The following is a 12,658-nucleotide window of genomic DNA, read 5'->3' on the forward strand; positions in this document are numbered from 1 at the left end:
GGTATGCACTCTTTTGTACTTGTTGTACATATTATTTTAGCTGTACTGATGATTGCATTGATTTTAGTGCAACACGGTAAAGGCGCAGATGCTGGTGCTTCTTTTGGCGGCGGCGGTGCAGCAACTGTATTTGGTGCATCGGGTTCGGGTAATTTCCTTACTCGCCTGACTGCTGTTTTAACTGCGTTGTTCTTTGTAACGAGTTTAACTCTCGCTGTTTTTGCGAAAAAACAGACGACGGAAGCTTATAGCTTGAAAACTGTACAAACAACAGCACCAGCTCAAACAACATCGCCTGAAACTTCACCAAATGCACCAAAAACGGGTCAATAATTCGAAATAGGGCTTTCCTTTTGCAGTTGGAAGGACTAGAATGCGTCCCACAAGCTGCGGTGGTGGTGGAATTGGTAGACACGCTACCTTGAGGTGGTAGTGCCTTCGGGCGTGGGGGTTCAAGTCCCCCCTTCCGCACCAACTTTGAACCAGAAAGTTGAGTGCAAGCAGTTTATTGATGCGGGATGGAGCAGTCTGGTAGCTCGTCGGGCTCATAACCCGAAGGTCGTTGGTTCAAATCCAGCTCCCGCTACCAATTTGATTAAGGTGCAACTTAATCAAGCGAATATTGGGTAAGTTTACATTGACTTTTTTCGATATTTGTATATAATTTTTGCACGTTGATGCGGGATGGAGCAGTCTGGTAGCTCGTCGGGCTCATAACCCGAAGGTCGTTGGTTCAAATCCAGCTCCCGCTACCAAGTTTCTTAAAAGAGGCTCACAGACAGGTGGGCCTTTTTGCACAGTGGACTATTGTTTTCTGTGCTACATAGGGGCGATTAACGCCCTTTTTTATTGGTTATCGTATCGCTATCGTGTAGTGTCGACATCAATTGGTCAAATAGTCATGCTTCACTATAGTAGGTCTGTGTCGGTTAAAACAACCGATTGAATCGCACGAGAATGACGAGAGTAAATGAAATTATCAAATAAATCCCAAGCATTGTATGACATGATTGCTCCAGCAGTGCAGGCATGTGGTGTTGACCTGTGGGGAATTGAATTCCTTCCACAAGGTAAACGTTCATTATTGCGTATTTATATCGATAGACCGGTTGATGAAAATGCTGAACCAGTGATTAATGAAGATGGTGAAGTAGAACAAGGTCGTGGTATTGGCGTACAAGATTGTGTACGAGTTACACAACAAGTCGGCGCGATGTTGGATGTTCATGATCCGATTTCAGGTGAGTATTCTTTAGAAGTTTCTTCACCAGGTTGGGATCGCCCATTTTTTCAACTCGAACAATTGCAAAGTTACATTGGACAACAAGTTGCTTTGCGTTTAATTGCAGCAGTAGAAAATCGCCGTAAATTTCAAGCAAAACTCCTTGCTGTAGACCTTGAAAATGAAGAGATTCAGGTTGAAGTTGAAGGAAAGCATGTGCTTGATATCGACAGCAACAATATCGATAAAGCAAACTTGATCTATCAAGATTAAATTTATTTAAATTATATAAGAAATCGGTAGGTGACTTATGGGCCGCGAAATTCTTACCGTTGTAGAAACGGTTAGTAATGAAAAAGGTGTTAGTCGTGAAGCGATCTTCGAGGCTTTAGAACAAGCTTTAGTTGCTGCAACGAAGAAAAGATTTTACGAAGGTACGCATGCTGAAGAAGCTCAGCTTCGTGTAGAGATTGATCGTAAAACTGGTGATTACCGTACGTTCCGTCAATGGACTGTAGTGGCAGATGAAGATCATGAAATGCCAGCTTGCCAAGATGCAATCTCTGACGTTGATCCATCTAAATGGTCAATTGGTGACGTGCGTGAACTCGAAGTAGAATCTATTGAGTTCGGTCGTATTGCTGCACAAATTGCAAAACAAGTTATCGTACAAAAAATCCGTGAAGCTGAGCGTGCTTTAGTTGCTGATGCATACGAATCTAAAGTGGGCGAGTTGATCTACGGTGAAGTGAAAAAACAAACCAAAGATGGCTTTATCATTGACTTGGGTGATAACGCAGAAGCTTATCTTGCTCGCGAAGAAATGATTCCTAAAGAAATCCTTCGTCCAAAGCAACGTGTAAACGCTATCTTGTATAATGTTAACCGTGAAGGCCGTGGCGCACAGTTGTTGTTATCACGCGCTAAGCCTGAAATGTTAATTGCTTTGATGAAAAAAGAAATTCCTGAAATTTCTGAAGAAATTATTGAAATTAAAGCAGCAGCACGCCAACCTGGTGTTCGTGCTAAAATTGCAGTGAAAACAAATGATCACCGTATTGATCCTGTAGGTGCATGTATTGGTATGCGTGGTACGCGTATTCAAGCCGTACAGCAAGAGTTAAACGGTGAACGTATTGATGTAGTGGTCTGGTCTGATGATCCAGCTCAATACATTGCTAGCGCATTAGAACCAGCTGATGTTTCAGGCATCGTGCTTGATGAAGATGCAAGAAGTGCCGATATTATTTTTGCAACCAGCGATCAATTAGCTCGTGCGATTGGCTCACAAGGTCAAAACGTTCGTTTAGCTTCTGATTTAACTGGCTACAAACTCGACATGATGCTTGAAGAAGAGTATCGTGCTCGTCAGCAAAATGAAGCTCAGCAATATCTCGATATGTTTGTATCACGTTTAGATATTGAAGAAGATTTAGCAATGGCATTGGTAGAAATGGGCTTCACTTCTTTAGAAGAGATTGCTTATGTTCCTGCTGAAACTTTTGACGAAATTGAGCTTGATGCTGAATTGGTTGAGTTATTGCAAAGTCGTGCAAAAGAAGCAGCTCTTACTGATGCTTTGAAACAGCAAGAAAATATTCAAGAACCGAGCGCAGACCTTCTCACAATGGAAGGCATGACTTCTGAGATCGCTTACTCGCTTGCCGCTCGCGGTATTATTACCGTTGATGATTTGGCAGATCAGGCTACTGACGATATCTCTGATATTGAAGGTCTTGGTCATGAAAAAGCTGGTCAATTGATCATGAAAGCTCGCGAATCATGGTTTAACTAGGAGATGAAATATGACGGACAAGTCGATTAAAGAGTTAGCTCTCAGTGTAGGACGTCCTGTTGAGAAGCTCCTAGAACAGGCTCGCGAAGCAGGTTTGCCTCAACGTACAGCAGACGACATTATTACCACTGAACAACAGGATACTTTGGTCAATCATTTGAAAAAAGTACATGGTCAGGAAAGTGGTAACACAGGAAAAATTGCGTTGAAACGTAAAACAACCAGTACCGCTAAAGTTGCAAGTACTTCAGGTAAAGCAAAAACAATTAACGTAGAAGTACGTAAAAAACAGGTTTTTGCTAAACCAAATCCAGAACAAATTGCAGCAGAAGCTAAAGCGCGTGCAGAAGCAGAAGCTAAAACACGTGCAGATCAACAAGCGCGTGATACTGCAGAGCAAAAAGCGCGTCTTCAAACAGAGCAAAAAGCAAAAGCAACTTTAGATGCGATGCGTGCTGCTCACCAACAAGATAGTGCTGCACAGTCAGCTCCTAAAGCTGCTGTTGTAGTGAAAAAACGTGGTGGTGGTACAGTAAAACCTGCACCAAAACCAGCAGAAACATTAGAGCAAAAGAAAGCGCGTGAAGCTCAAACAGCTCAGTTAAAAGCAACTGAAGAAGCTGCACGTCGTAAAGCGGCTGAAGAAGCTCAGCAACGTACGCTTGAACAAATGCGCAAAATGGCATCTAAATATTCAAATGATGATGCTACTACCACAATTCGTGTAATTGATGATTCTCCACTTGCTTCAGGTCTTGTTGGCCAAGCTTATGAAGATTCATTTAAGCAAGAAGACCGTGAAATTAAACGCGGTGGCGCAACTACTAACCCGCGTGCTGGTAAGAAAGGCGGCCGTCGTGGTCAAGAAGAGCAAAGCTTTGTTAATCATAACAAACGTGGTTTAAAATCAAGCCAAGCAAATAAGCATGGATTTGAAAAGCCAGTTAAAAAGCAAGTCTATGATGTAGAAATCGGTTCAAGTATCGTTGTTGCCGATCTTGCTCAAAAAATGGCGATTAAAGTACGTGAAGTTATCAAAACACTTATGAAAATGGGTGAGTTGGTTAATCAAGATCAAGCTATTGACCAAGATACAGCGGCACTTGTTGTAGAAGAAATGGGACACAATCCTGTTCTAGTTTCTGATACACAAGCGGAAGATAACTTGCTTGAAGCGGCTGAAGAAGCACGTGGTGAGCAAACAACTCGTCCACCAGTTGTTACTATCATGGGTCACGTTGACCATGGTAAAACATCATTGCTTGACCGTATCCGTCGTTCGAAAGTGGCGGCAGGTGAAGCAGGCGGTATTACACAGCATATTGGTGCGTATCACGTTGAAACAGACAAAGGAATTATTACATTCCTTGATACACCGGGACATGCTGCGTTTACTTCAATGCGTGCACGTGGTGCTAAAGCAACAGATATCGTGGTATTAGTTGTTGCAGCAGATGATGGTGTAATGCCACAAACTGCAGAAGCAATTGACCATGCTCGTGCAGCAGGTACTCCAATTATTGTTGCAATCAACAAAATGGATAAAGAATCTGCTGATCCAGACCGTGTGTTAAATGAATTAACAACGAAACAAATCGTTCCAGAAGAATGGGGTGGTGATGTTCCGATTGCTAAAGTTTCTGCACATACTGGACAGGGTATTGATGAACTCCTTGATTTAATTCTTATTCAATCAGAATTGATGGAATTAAAAGCATCTGCTGAAGGTGCTGCGCAAGGTGTTGTTATTGAAGCGCGTGTTGATAAAGGCCGTGGTGCAGTAACTTCTATTCTTGTTCAAAACGGTACATTAAATATTGGTGACCTTGTTCTTGCAGGTTCATCTTATGGTCGTGTCCGTGCAATGTCTGATGAAAACGGTAAGCCGATTAAATCAGCAGGACCATCTATTCCAGTAGAAATTCTGGGTCTTCCAGATGCTCCAATGGCAGGTGATGAAGTTCTTGTTGTAAATGACGAGAAGAAAGCACGTGAAGTTGCCGATGCTCGTGCTGACCGTGAACGTCAAAAACGTATTGAACGTCAAAGCGCGATGCGCCTTGAAAATATCATGTCGTCAATGGGCAAAAAAGATGTTCCTACAGTGAACGTTGTTTTAAGAACAGACGTACGTGGTACTTTAGAAGCATTGAATGCCGCTTTATATGAACTCTCTACTGATGAAGTAAAAGTTCGTGTAATTAGTTCGGGTGTTGGTGCGATTACAGAGTCTGATGTGATTCTTGCGGAATCTTCAGAAGCTGTATTGTTAGGCTTTAACGTTCGTGCTGATACAGCTGCTCGTCAGAGAAGTGACCAAGACGGTATCGACATTCGTTACTACAGCATCATCTATGAATTGATTGATGATGTGAAAGATGCCATGAGCGGTAAACTTGCTCCTGAACATCGTGAAACAATCTTGGGTGTTGCTGAAGTACGTGAAGTATTCCACTCAAGTAAGTTTGGTGCAGCAGCAGGCTGTATGGTACTTGAAGGTACATTACACCGTAATAAACCGATTCGCGTATTACGTGATGACGTGGTTGTGTTCCAAGGTGAACTTGAATCATTACGCCGCTATAAAGATGTGGTTGAAGAAGTTCGTGCCGGTATGGAATGTGGTCTTGCGGTGAAAGGTTATAAAGACATCAAAGTACAAGATAAGATCGAAGTATATGATGTTCAATTGATTAAACGGAGTCTTTAATGGCGGGTAGCCAACGCTTAAAGCGAATGGCGGATTCAGTACAGCGTGAGCTGTCTGATCTAATCCGTCAGGAGTTAAAAGATCCGCGTCTGGGTGGTCTAGTGACCATCTCAGCCGTGAAAGTCAGTGCTGATATGGGATATGCTGAAGTTTACGTTACCGTTATGGGACGTGAGCTCGGTGACGAACAAAGTGAAGCAGCAAATAAAGAAACTTTAGATGTATTAAATAAAGCTTCTGGTTTCTTGCGTCATGAACTTAGTCGTCGTATTAAAACCCGTATTACACCTCGCTTACGTTTCCATTACGATAAGACCAATGCATATGGTAACTATATGTTTGGTCTTATTGAAAAAGCGGTACAAGATTTACCGGAACGTAAGTCAGATGACGAAGAGTAATTCCTACTCAAAATAAAAAAGCCACCTTTGGGTGGCTTTTTTATTTGTTCAAATTTTTATTCTTTAGGAGGTTCCATCGGAGGTTTGTTTTGTGAAAAGCGCTGTCCGATTTTATAACGATCCCATGGTAATGGACGTTCAATAGCTTCAGGGACTTCACCACTCAGCGAGCGTAAGCGTAAATGTAGCGCTGCTTGAGCAATTAAATTGGCTGAAACAGGTGCCGTAATAAAAGCCAAAAGCGTGATCAATAGTTCGGCAAAACCAAAGCGACCTTGGAAAGCAAAAAAGATCATAGAAGCAATTAAAAAGCTACCTAAGCCTAATGTGCTCGACTTGGTAGGTGCATGTAATCGCATAAATAAATCGGGTAGGCGTACCATTCCGATCGATCCAACCAGCATAAAGAATGAGCCGAAAACTAGAAAGATCGAAACAATAATTTCCATTGTAAATTGCATTTTGACCTCCCTTTAATCGATCACATGACCAGTAGTGAAATAACGTGCCAAAGCAGCTGTCGAAACAAACCCTAGCATGGCAACCAATAAAGCCCCTTCAAATAAAGAGGTGGTCGTCCAATAAATACCTAATACAACAATGAGACAAGTTGCATTTAGAAAAAGAGTATCGAGTGCTAAAAGGCGATCTACAATTGATGGTCCCATCACCATCCGAAAAAGACACAGCAACATAGAGATCGTGATGGCAATCAAGCTAATGCCAAGTGCATAAGGTAGGATGGTCATGTGTTGTCCTCCGATTTGCTTTTCACATCAAAAATTTCCATGAGTGGAGCCTCATAGCGTTGTTTGATGTCTTGCACATCACTTTCAGTATTTTCTGTACTGAGCGAGTGTACCAAAATGTCACCACGCTCTTGATCAATACCAGCAGAGACTGTACCCGGTGTTGTGGTAATAATCATTGCGAGTAAAGAATTTACTTGCTCATGTTCTGTTTCTAAAGGCACACGGTACCATTTGGGGTGTAATTTTTTGGGTGACCCTAACACCAGTTTAGCAACGCGAAAATTGGAAACAATAATATCCCACAGTACAACAAAACATAGTTTTACTGCTGGTTGCCAATGAATGTGCGGTGTTCTAGTAATAAAAGGTCGAACCAATCGAGGAATCACAAGCCCCAAAATTACAGCCATAAGTAGGTCGCTCGCATCAAGACTATGCGAGAGCATTAACCAAAAGATGATAATTAAAAAAGAAACAAATGGATGCGGAAACCAGCGGTCAAGCAATTTAGATAGCTGCATTGTTATGGCTCCATAGGTTTCAGTTGACTTTCATCAGCAATGGTTGGGGTTTGCAATTTCTCTTGCTGCTGAATTTGGCGGTGTTTATATTCAGAAATATGCTCACCGTTGAAAGTATCTTTCGAAATAATGTCAGGAATAAGATAGGCATTATGATCTTCAACTTCACCACCATATTTTGTTTCTGGTAAATAAGTTGAGTCATATGGCTGAACGCTAATAACTTCGCCATTTTGATCAGTTTTAAGAATAGATTGCTGATACAGGGCATGATCTTGAATTTGCTGAGCGGTATTTGTGGTGTAGTGCAATACAGGTGAAGCAAATGCTACATAAGCCACTAAACCGGCAAGTAAGATATAGATGACTGTATCGTTACGTGGCGGTGCTTTTTCAGGTAAAGCACGATAAATAATATAAGCAGGATTGATTGGGTCTTCTTCTGGTGGTGATGCACGCCAGAATAAAATAAAGCCGACACGTGTTAATGCAATAATACTTAATAGACTCACCAAAAGAACAATACCAATAACCCAGCCTTGATATGCAGTTTCAACAGTAGCCTGCAAAATAAATACTTTCCCAAAGAAGCCACTAAAAGGTGGTAAGCCTGCGAGCATCATGGCAATCAGGAAATAAGTCAGCATGGCTGCTTTTTCTTGTTTAATTCTCGGTGCAATCTTTAAATGATCTTTAAAATCACCGCGCTGTGAAGTCATCCAGCCACAGAACAGGTAAAATGCTGCACCAATCAATGTACTGTGGACTAAATAGAATAATGCTCCAGACCACGCTTGTGTATTTGACATGGCAATTGCAATCAATAAAGTACCAATTGAAGACAGCACCATAAAGCCAACAAAACGTCTGAGGCGATCTGCACCAATTGCGCCAATCACGCCATATAAAGAAGTCACTAAACCAATTGGAAGCAACCAGCTTTTAAAGATTTCTTGGCTGAGTACATCATTAAATACAGTTCCATTGACACGCAAAATGGCATAGATCCCCACTTTGGTCATAATGGTAAAAATTGCTGCGACAGGTGTACTTGCAACGGCATAAGTTTTTGGTAGCCAAAAACCAACTGGTAGCATGGCCGCTTTAATACCAAACACGACAAATAATAGTAAGGCACCTGCAACTGCTAATTTATATTGATCTGCATCTAAAGTCGGTAGCAAACGTGAAACATCAGCCATATTGAGGCTACCTACACTGCCATAGATCATGCCAAGACCAATTAAGAACAGGGCAGAGGCTAAAAGGTTGATAATGACGTAGTGCACACCAAGCTGAAATCTCGGTTTTCCTTGTCCATGTAATAAGAGGACGTAGGATGCCATGAGCAAGATTTCAAAGAAAACGAACAGGTTAAATAAGTCGCCTGTGAGAAATGCGCCACATAGCCCCATTAAAAGAAAATGGAATATGGCGTGGAAATAGCGACCTCTCGTATCCCAGTTTTCACTGGCATACCATAAAACCGGAACTGCTAAGGCATAAGTTAAAACTAGCATAAAAGCTGAAAGGCGGTCGAGTATCAGCACAATACCAAAGGGAGCTGACCACTCGCTCAACTGATAAACCGTAATTTGGCCAGTGTTTGCAACAAGCAGATAACTAACAGCAGTGATTAACCCAGCTATTGCTGAGATCAAACTAATGCCACGGCGCCAAGGTTGTCGCCAATCTTCTTTTAATGCACCAGCGCCAGGGTTACCTAGAAGCAATAAGATAAAACCAGTAAATGCCGGGATGAGGATACTGAAAATTGGTGTATTAGCTTGCCAAAAAGATAAAAAATCAAACATCACGGCTCATCCTCACGTGGGTCGTATGTTGGAGAAATATCTTCTTTAGCATCAACGTGGTCACTACCTGATTCATAACGGCTGCGTAAAGCCAGTTGTACAATAAACGCTGTGGTCGCAAAACCGATAACGATTGCAGTTAAAACAAGAGCTTGTGGAAGCGGGTCTGTAATATTAGTGGTTTCAGTCAGGATCGCTGGTGAGCTCACTTGCAAGCGGCCCATCGCAAACAAAAATAGGTTAACTGCATAACCGAGTACGGCTAATCCCAATACCACAGGGAAGGTACGTGCACGTAAAATGAGATAGATGCCTGTCGCAACAAGTAGCCCAATGGCAGAGGCCAGTAAGAATTCTAAACTGATCATGATAATTTCTCCCCATGAGGTACAGGACCAGACATACTCGAATGGCGAGAGTCTCCTAATACAGAAATGAGTAGCATAGTGGCGCCTACCACTGTGATATACACACCCAAATCAAAGCTTGCTGCTGAAGCCAGATGTAGTTTTCCTAAAACTGGTAACTCAACATAGACATGAGCACTGGTTAAGAATGGACGTGCCCAGAACCATGCAGCAATACCTGTTAAGCCTGCAATTGTTAAACCGGAACCAATCCAGACCTCATAAAGACGACCAGATTGTGCTTTTAACATTTGTTCTGCTTGGTCTTGACCTAAAGCAATGTACTGAATAATGAGTGCCATTGAGGTAATTAAACCTGCAATGAAGCCACCGCCAGGGTAGTTATGTCCGCGCATAAAGATATAGACACTTACCACTAGCGCTAAAGGCAACACCCAAGAGGCTGTAATACGGAACATGAGCGGAGATGGGTTAAAGCGGTAGGTGAGGCCTTGTGTCATGGTGGTGCCGTGTACGCGCATGCCATCCATGAGGCATAGCGCGCCAATCGCAGCAATGCCCAGTACGGTAATTTCACCAAAGGTATCGAAACCACGGAAGTCCACCAAAATAACATTTACAATGTTGGAGCCGCCGCCAAGTGGTAAAGATTGCTGAGCAAAGAACCATGAAATCGAATTATGGTCACGCGTTAAAATGAGCCACGTAATCCAGCCAATACCCAAGCCACCAATGATTGCTAAAAATGCATCTCTCAAACGTCTAGAGCGAGTAGACTCATAAGGCGTAAGCTGTGGTAATAAAGATAAACTCATCAATAAAAGTACAGTCGTTACAACGTCTACTGTAATTTGAGTGAGAGCTAAGTCAGGTGCCGACATGGTAACAAATACCATAGTAACCACGAGACCAATTGCACCACTAATGAGTACAGCTTTAATGCGCTCATGGTGAAACCAGAGCATCATCCAGCAACCCGAGAATAAGGTCAGCCAAAGAACGACTGCAATCCATGGTGCATGTGTGAGTTCGCGTGTACCTGTGGTAAGGCCTTGATTGAGTAAAGGCAAAGTGACCAGAATGATGCTAAAAGCAATCATTAAGAACAGGTAACTTTGTAGTGAACCATTCTCAGTTTTTTGTTTGATTTTACGACTCGTTAATAGCAAATGTTTTAAGAACAAATCAAATAAAACACGACCTTGTAAACGACCAAGTCGTGGGTCGAGGTCGATTTTACGAATCATGCCATCTTTTGCTAAAGCAAAATAGAAAAGCGTGCCGCCAATCAAAGCAATAATACTCATCACAAGAGGAGCATTAAATCCATGCCAGATTGCAAGATGAGTTCCCGCAAAATCAGGTTGCATTAGACTTGCACGTGTCACGCTGTTAACTAAAGGCTCAACCAGTAGGGCAGGGAAAATACCCACCAAAATACATAACGTCGCAAGTAATATGGCTGGTGCTCGCATGCCAATCGGTGGTTCATGGGCATTTTTATTTGGTACTTGTTTGCCCAATGGACCATCAAAAAATACGCCGTGAACTAAGCGAATTGAATAACTGACTGCAAAAATACCGGCAAGTGTTGCAATAACACTTGCAAAAATAACAGCCGAGCCTGAAAGGTTCGCCAACAGTTCAGTAAAGAACATTTCTTTAGAAATAAAGCCATTGGTCAGTGGAACACCTGCCATTGATGCTGCGGTAATCATGGTGAGCGTTGCGGTAAACGGTAACAGCTGCCAAACGCCACTTAATTTTCTAAGATCACGTGTACCTGTTTCATGGTCAATAATCCCTGCAATCATAAACAGGGCAGCTTTAAAGGTTGCGTGGTTAATAATATGGAAAATTGCAGCGGCAACCGCTAAAGGTGAACCAATACCAAGCAAACAGACAATAAGGCCTAAATGACTAATGGTGGAGTAGGCCAATAATCCTTTTAAATCTTCTTTAAAGATGGCAAAGCATGCAGCCATACAGAGTGTAAATAGGCCGACAAACGTGACAATGTTGTGATAAAGCGCGGCCCCAATAAAGATAGGTAGAAGACGTGCTAATAAGAAAATACCGGCCTTAACCATGGTTGCAGAGTGCAAATAAGCCGACACCGGGGTGGGGGCTGCCATTGCATTGGGTAACCAAAAATGGAAAGGGAATTGAGCACTTTTAGTAAAAGCACCGAGTAAAATAAGCAAAAGCATCGGAACGAAAAGATGATGACTTTGAATAAGGTCTTTCATTCCGACAATATCATTAATTTCATAAGTACCAGTGATTTGTCCTAGTAAGACAAATCCACCTAGCATGGCGAGTCCCCCCATTCCTGTAATGGTAAGTGCCATACGCGAGCCGCGTTGTGCTGCTTCGTAATGACTCCAATAACCCACCAGTAGAAATGATGAAATACTGGTAAGTTCCCAAAAGACTAATAAAATAATTAAATTGTTAGAAAGGGAAATACCCAGCATTGCTGCCATAAACAGCATGAGTAATAAATAGAGTTTACTTAATGAATTTTTAGGGCCTAAATAATAATAGGCATAAATATAAATGAGTGTACCGATACCGGTAATAAGTAAAGAGAATAGTAAACCAAGAGCATCGAGTCTGAAGCTTAGATTAATTCCTAATTGCGGTAACCAATCCCAACTTTGTTGAATGCTTGCACCACCAAGCACAGTTTTAGCCTGAGTCAGTAATAAACCAAAACTGGTTAAACTGACTCCGATCGCCCCTAAAGCCGTTACTCCACGTGAAAACCGTTGAAGCAATGAAACAAGGGTGGTGCCTAATATTAACGGTAATAAGATAATTATCGGTAGCACACTCGTATCCATATATAATTTAGACCGAAGCCTAAAGGTGAAATTTTAATTTCAGAATAGATAGGAATTCAAAGAGATTTCCAAAGCTTATATTCTGAAAACCCGACCAAATTAGAAAAATAAAGCGAGAAACAAGTTGTATTGCGCAACTTGAATAATAAAAACGCAAAATGAAATTTATTGTACACTAAAAAATCATTAAAAATCTGATGTTATTACATGCGGTAACAACATCTAGTGA

Annotated in this window: 11 protein-coding genes and 3 tRNA genes; 8 read left to right on the top strand and 6 right to left on the bottom strand. The window is 41.9% G+C overall.

All coding sequences use genetic code 11. From position 1 onward, the window contains the following. Nucleotides 1–3: 3 nt before the first annotated feature. The 8 genes from secG (at nt 4) to ACIF8R_RS08850 (ending at nt 6,128) form a co-directional block, all read left to right on the top strand. Nucleotides 4–333: a preprotein translocase subunit SecG gene (secG, locus tag ACIF8R_RS08815; protein ID WP_002156913.1), complete on the top strand. Its 330-nt coding sequence runs from the start codon at nt 4–6 to the stop codon at nt 331–333. Between the two features lie 56 nt (nt 334–389). Next, nucleotides 390–474: transfer RNA gene (locus ACIF8R_RS08820), tRNA-Leu, on the top strand. 38 nt (nt 475–512) lie between these two features. Then, a tRNA-Met gene (locus ACIF8R_RS08825) sits at nt 513–589 on the top strand. Between the two features lie 89 nt (nt 590–678). Beyond that, nucleotides 679–755 (top strand) — tRNA-Met (locus ACIF8R_RS08830). 215 nt (nt 756–970) lie between these two features. Further along, nucleotides 971–1,495 (top strand): ribosome maturation factor RimP, encoded by a 525-nt coding sequence (rimP, locus tag ACIF8R_RS08835; protein WP_151283486.1) that lies wholly within the window; start codon nt 971–973, stop codon nt 1,493–1,495. A gap of 37 nt (nt 1,496–1,532) precedes the next feature. Continuing rightward, nucleotides 1,533–3,017, top strand: coding sequence for a transcription termination factor NusA (nusA, locus tag ACIF8R_RS08840; RefSeq protein ID WP_263612804.1), 1,485 nt, complete (start codon nt 1,533–1,535; stop codon nt 3,015–3,017). 10 nt (nt 3,018–3,027) lie between these two features. Then, nucleotides 3,028–5,727: a translation initiation factor IF-2 gene (gene infB, locus ACIF8R_RS08845; RefSeq protein ID WP_311070247.1), complete on the top strand. Its 2,700-nt coding sequence runs from the start codon at nt 3,028–3,030 to the stop codon at nt 5,725–5,727. Then, nucleotides 5,727–6,128, top strand: coding sequence for a ribosome-binding factor A (locus ACIF8R_RS08850; protein ID WP_002157043.1), 402 nt, complete (start codon nt 5,727–5,729; stop codon nt 6,126–6,128). Before infB ends, ACIF8R_RS08850 begins: the two co-directional genes overlap by 1 nt. A gap of 56 nt (nt 6,129–6,184) precedes the next feature. On the opposite strand, the gene ACIF8R_RS08855 is transcribed toward ACIF8R_RS08850, so the two are convergent. The 6 genes from ACIF8R_RS08855 to ACIF8R_RS08880 are packed head-to-tail and all read right to left on the bottom strand — an operon-like array spanning nt 6,185 to nt 12,429. Continuing rightward, nucleotides 6,185–6,589 (bottom strand): Na+/H+ antiporter subunit G, encoded by a 405-nt coding sequence (locus ACIF8R_RS08855; protein WP_396462689.1) that lies wholly within the window; start codon nt 6,587–6,589, stop codon nt 6,185–6,187. A 12-nt stretch (nt 6,590–6,601) separates the two neighbouring features. After that, entirely contained in the window at nt 6,602–6,877 is a 276-nt protein-coding gene (locus ACIF8R_RS08860; protein WP_002053531.1) for a monovalent cation/H+ antiporter subunit F, read from the bottom strand. Further along, the gene (locus ACIF8R_RS08865) at nt 6,874–7,401 is read right to left on the bottom strand and encodes a Na+/H+ antiporter subunit E (RefSeq protein WP_311070250.1); all 528 of its coding nucleotides are present in this window, start codon (nt 7,399–7,401) and stop codon (nt 6,874–6,876) included. Before ACIF8R_RS08865 ends, ACIF8R_RS08860 begins: the two co-directional genes overlap by 4 nt. 2 nt (nt 7,402–7,403) lie before the next feature. Continuing rightward, nucleotides 7,404–9,215, bottom strand: a complete 1,812-nt coding sequence (locus ACIF8R_RS08870; protein WP_396480297.1) for a monovalent cation/H+ antiporter subunit D — start codon at nt 9,213–9,215, stop codon at nt 7,404–7,406. Further along, the gene (locus ACIF8R_RS08875) at nt 9,215–9,583 is read right to left on the bottom strand and encodes a Na+/H+ antiporter subunit C (protein WP_000624229.1); all 369 of its coding nucleotides are present in this window, start codon (nt 9,581–9,583) and stop codon (nt 9,215–9,217) included. Before ACIF8R_RS08875 ends, ACIF8R_RS08870 begins: the two co-directional genes overlap by 1 nt. After that, on the bottom strand, nt 9,580–12,429 hold the full coding sequence (locus ACIF8R_RS08880) for a monovalent cation/H+ antiporter subunit A (RefSeq protein WP_396480299.1): 2,850 nt from the start codon (nt 12,427–12,429) through the stop codon (nt 9,580–9,582). The genes ACIF8R_RS08875 and ACIF8R_RS08880 overlap by 4 nt, the downstream gene beginning before the upstream one ends. Nucleotides 12,430–12,658 lie beyond the last annotated feature (229 nt).

Origin of the sequence: Acinetobacter sp. ABJ_C4_1, from assembly GCF_044538495.1 — a bacterium.
Classification (GTDB): Bacteria; Pseudomonadota; Gammaproteobacteria; order Pseudomonadales; family Moraxellaceae; genus Acinetobacter; species Acinetobacter nosocomialis_A.

Excerpts from the sequence above, each read along its gene's own strand:
- secG (WP_002156913.1), top strand. The coding sequence starts at position 4 with ATGCACTCTTTTGTACTTGTTGTACATATTATTTTAGCTGTACTGATG.
- rimP (WP_151283486.1), top strand. The coding sequence starts at position 971 with ATGAAATTATCAAATAAATCCCAAGCATTGTATGACATGATTGCTCCA.
- nusA (WP_263612804.1), top strand. The coding sequence starts at position 1,533 with ATGGGCCGCGAAATTCTTACCGTTGTAGAAACGGTTAGTAATGAAAAA.
- infB (WP_311070247.1), top strand. The coding sequence starts at position 3,028 with ATGACGGACAAGTCGATTAAAGAGTTAGCTCTCAGTGTAGGACGTCCT.
- ACIF8R_RS08850 (WP_002157043.1), top strand. The coding sequence starts at position 5,727 with ATGGCGGGTAGCCAACGCTTAAAGCGAATGGCGGATTCAGTACAGCGT.
- ACIF8R_RS08855 (WP_396462689.1), bottom strand. The coding sequence starts at position 6,589 with ATGCAATTTACAATGGAAATTATTGTTTCGATCTTTCTAGTTTTCGGC.
- ACIF8R_RS08860 (WP_002053531.1), bottom strand. The coding sequence starts at position 6,877 with ATGACCATCCTACCTTATGCACTTGGCATTAGCTTGATTGCCATCACG.
- ACIF8R_RS08865 (WP_311070250.1), bottom strand. The coding sequence starts at position 7,401 with ATGCAGCTATCTAAATTGCTTGACCGCTGGTTTCCGCATCCATTTGTT.
- ACIF8R_RS08870 (WP_396480297.1), bottom strand. The coding sequence starts at position 9,215 with ATGTTTGATTTTTTATCTTTTTGGCAAGCTAATACACCAATTTTCAGT.
- ACIF8R_RS08875 (WP_000624229.1), bottom strand. The coding sequence starts at position 9,583 with ATGATCAGTTTAGAATTCTTACTGGCCTCTGCCATTGGGCTACTTGTT.
- ACIF8R_RS08880 (WP_396480299.1), bottom strand. The coding sequence starts at position 12,429 with ATGGATACGAGTGTGCTACCGATAATTATCTTATTACCGTTAATATTA.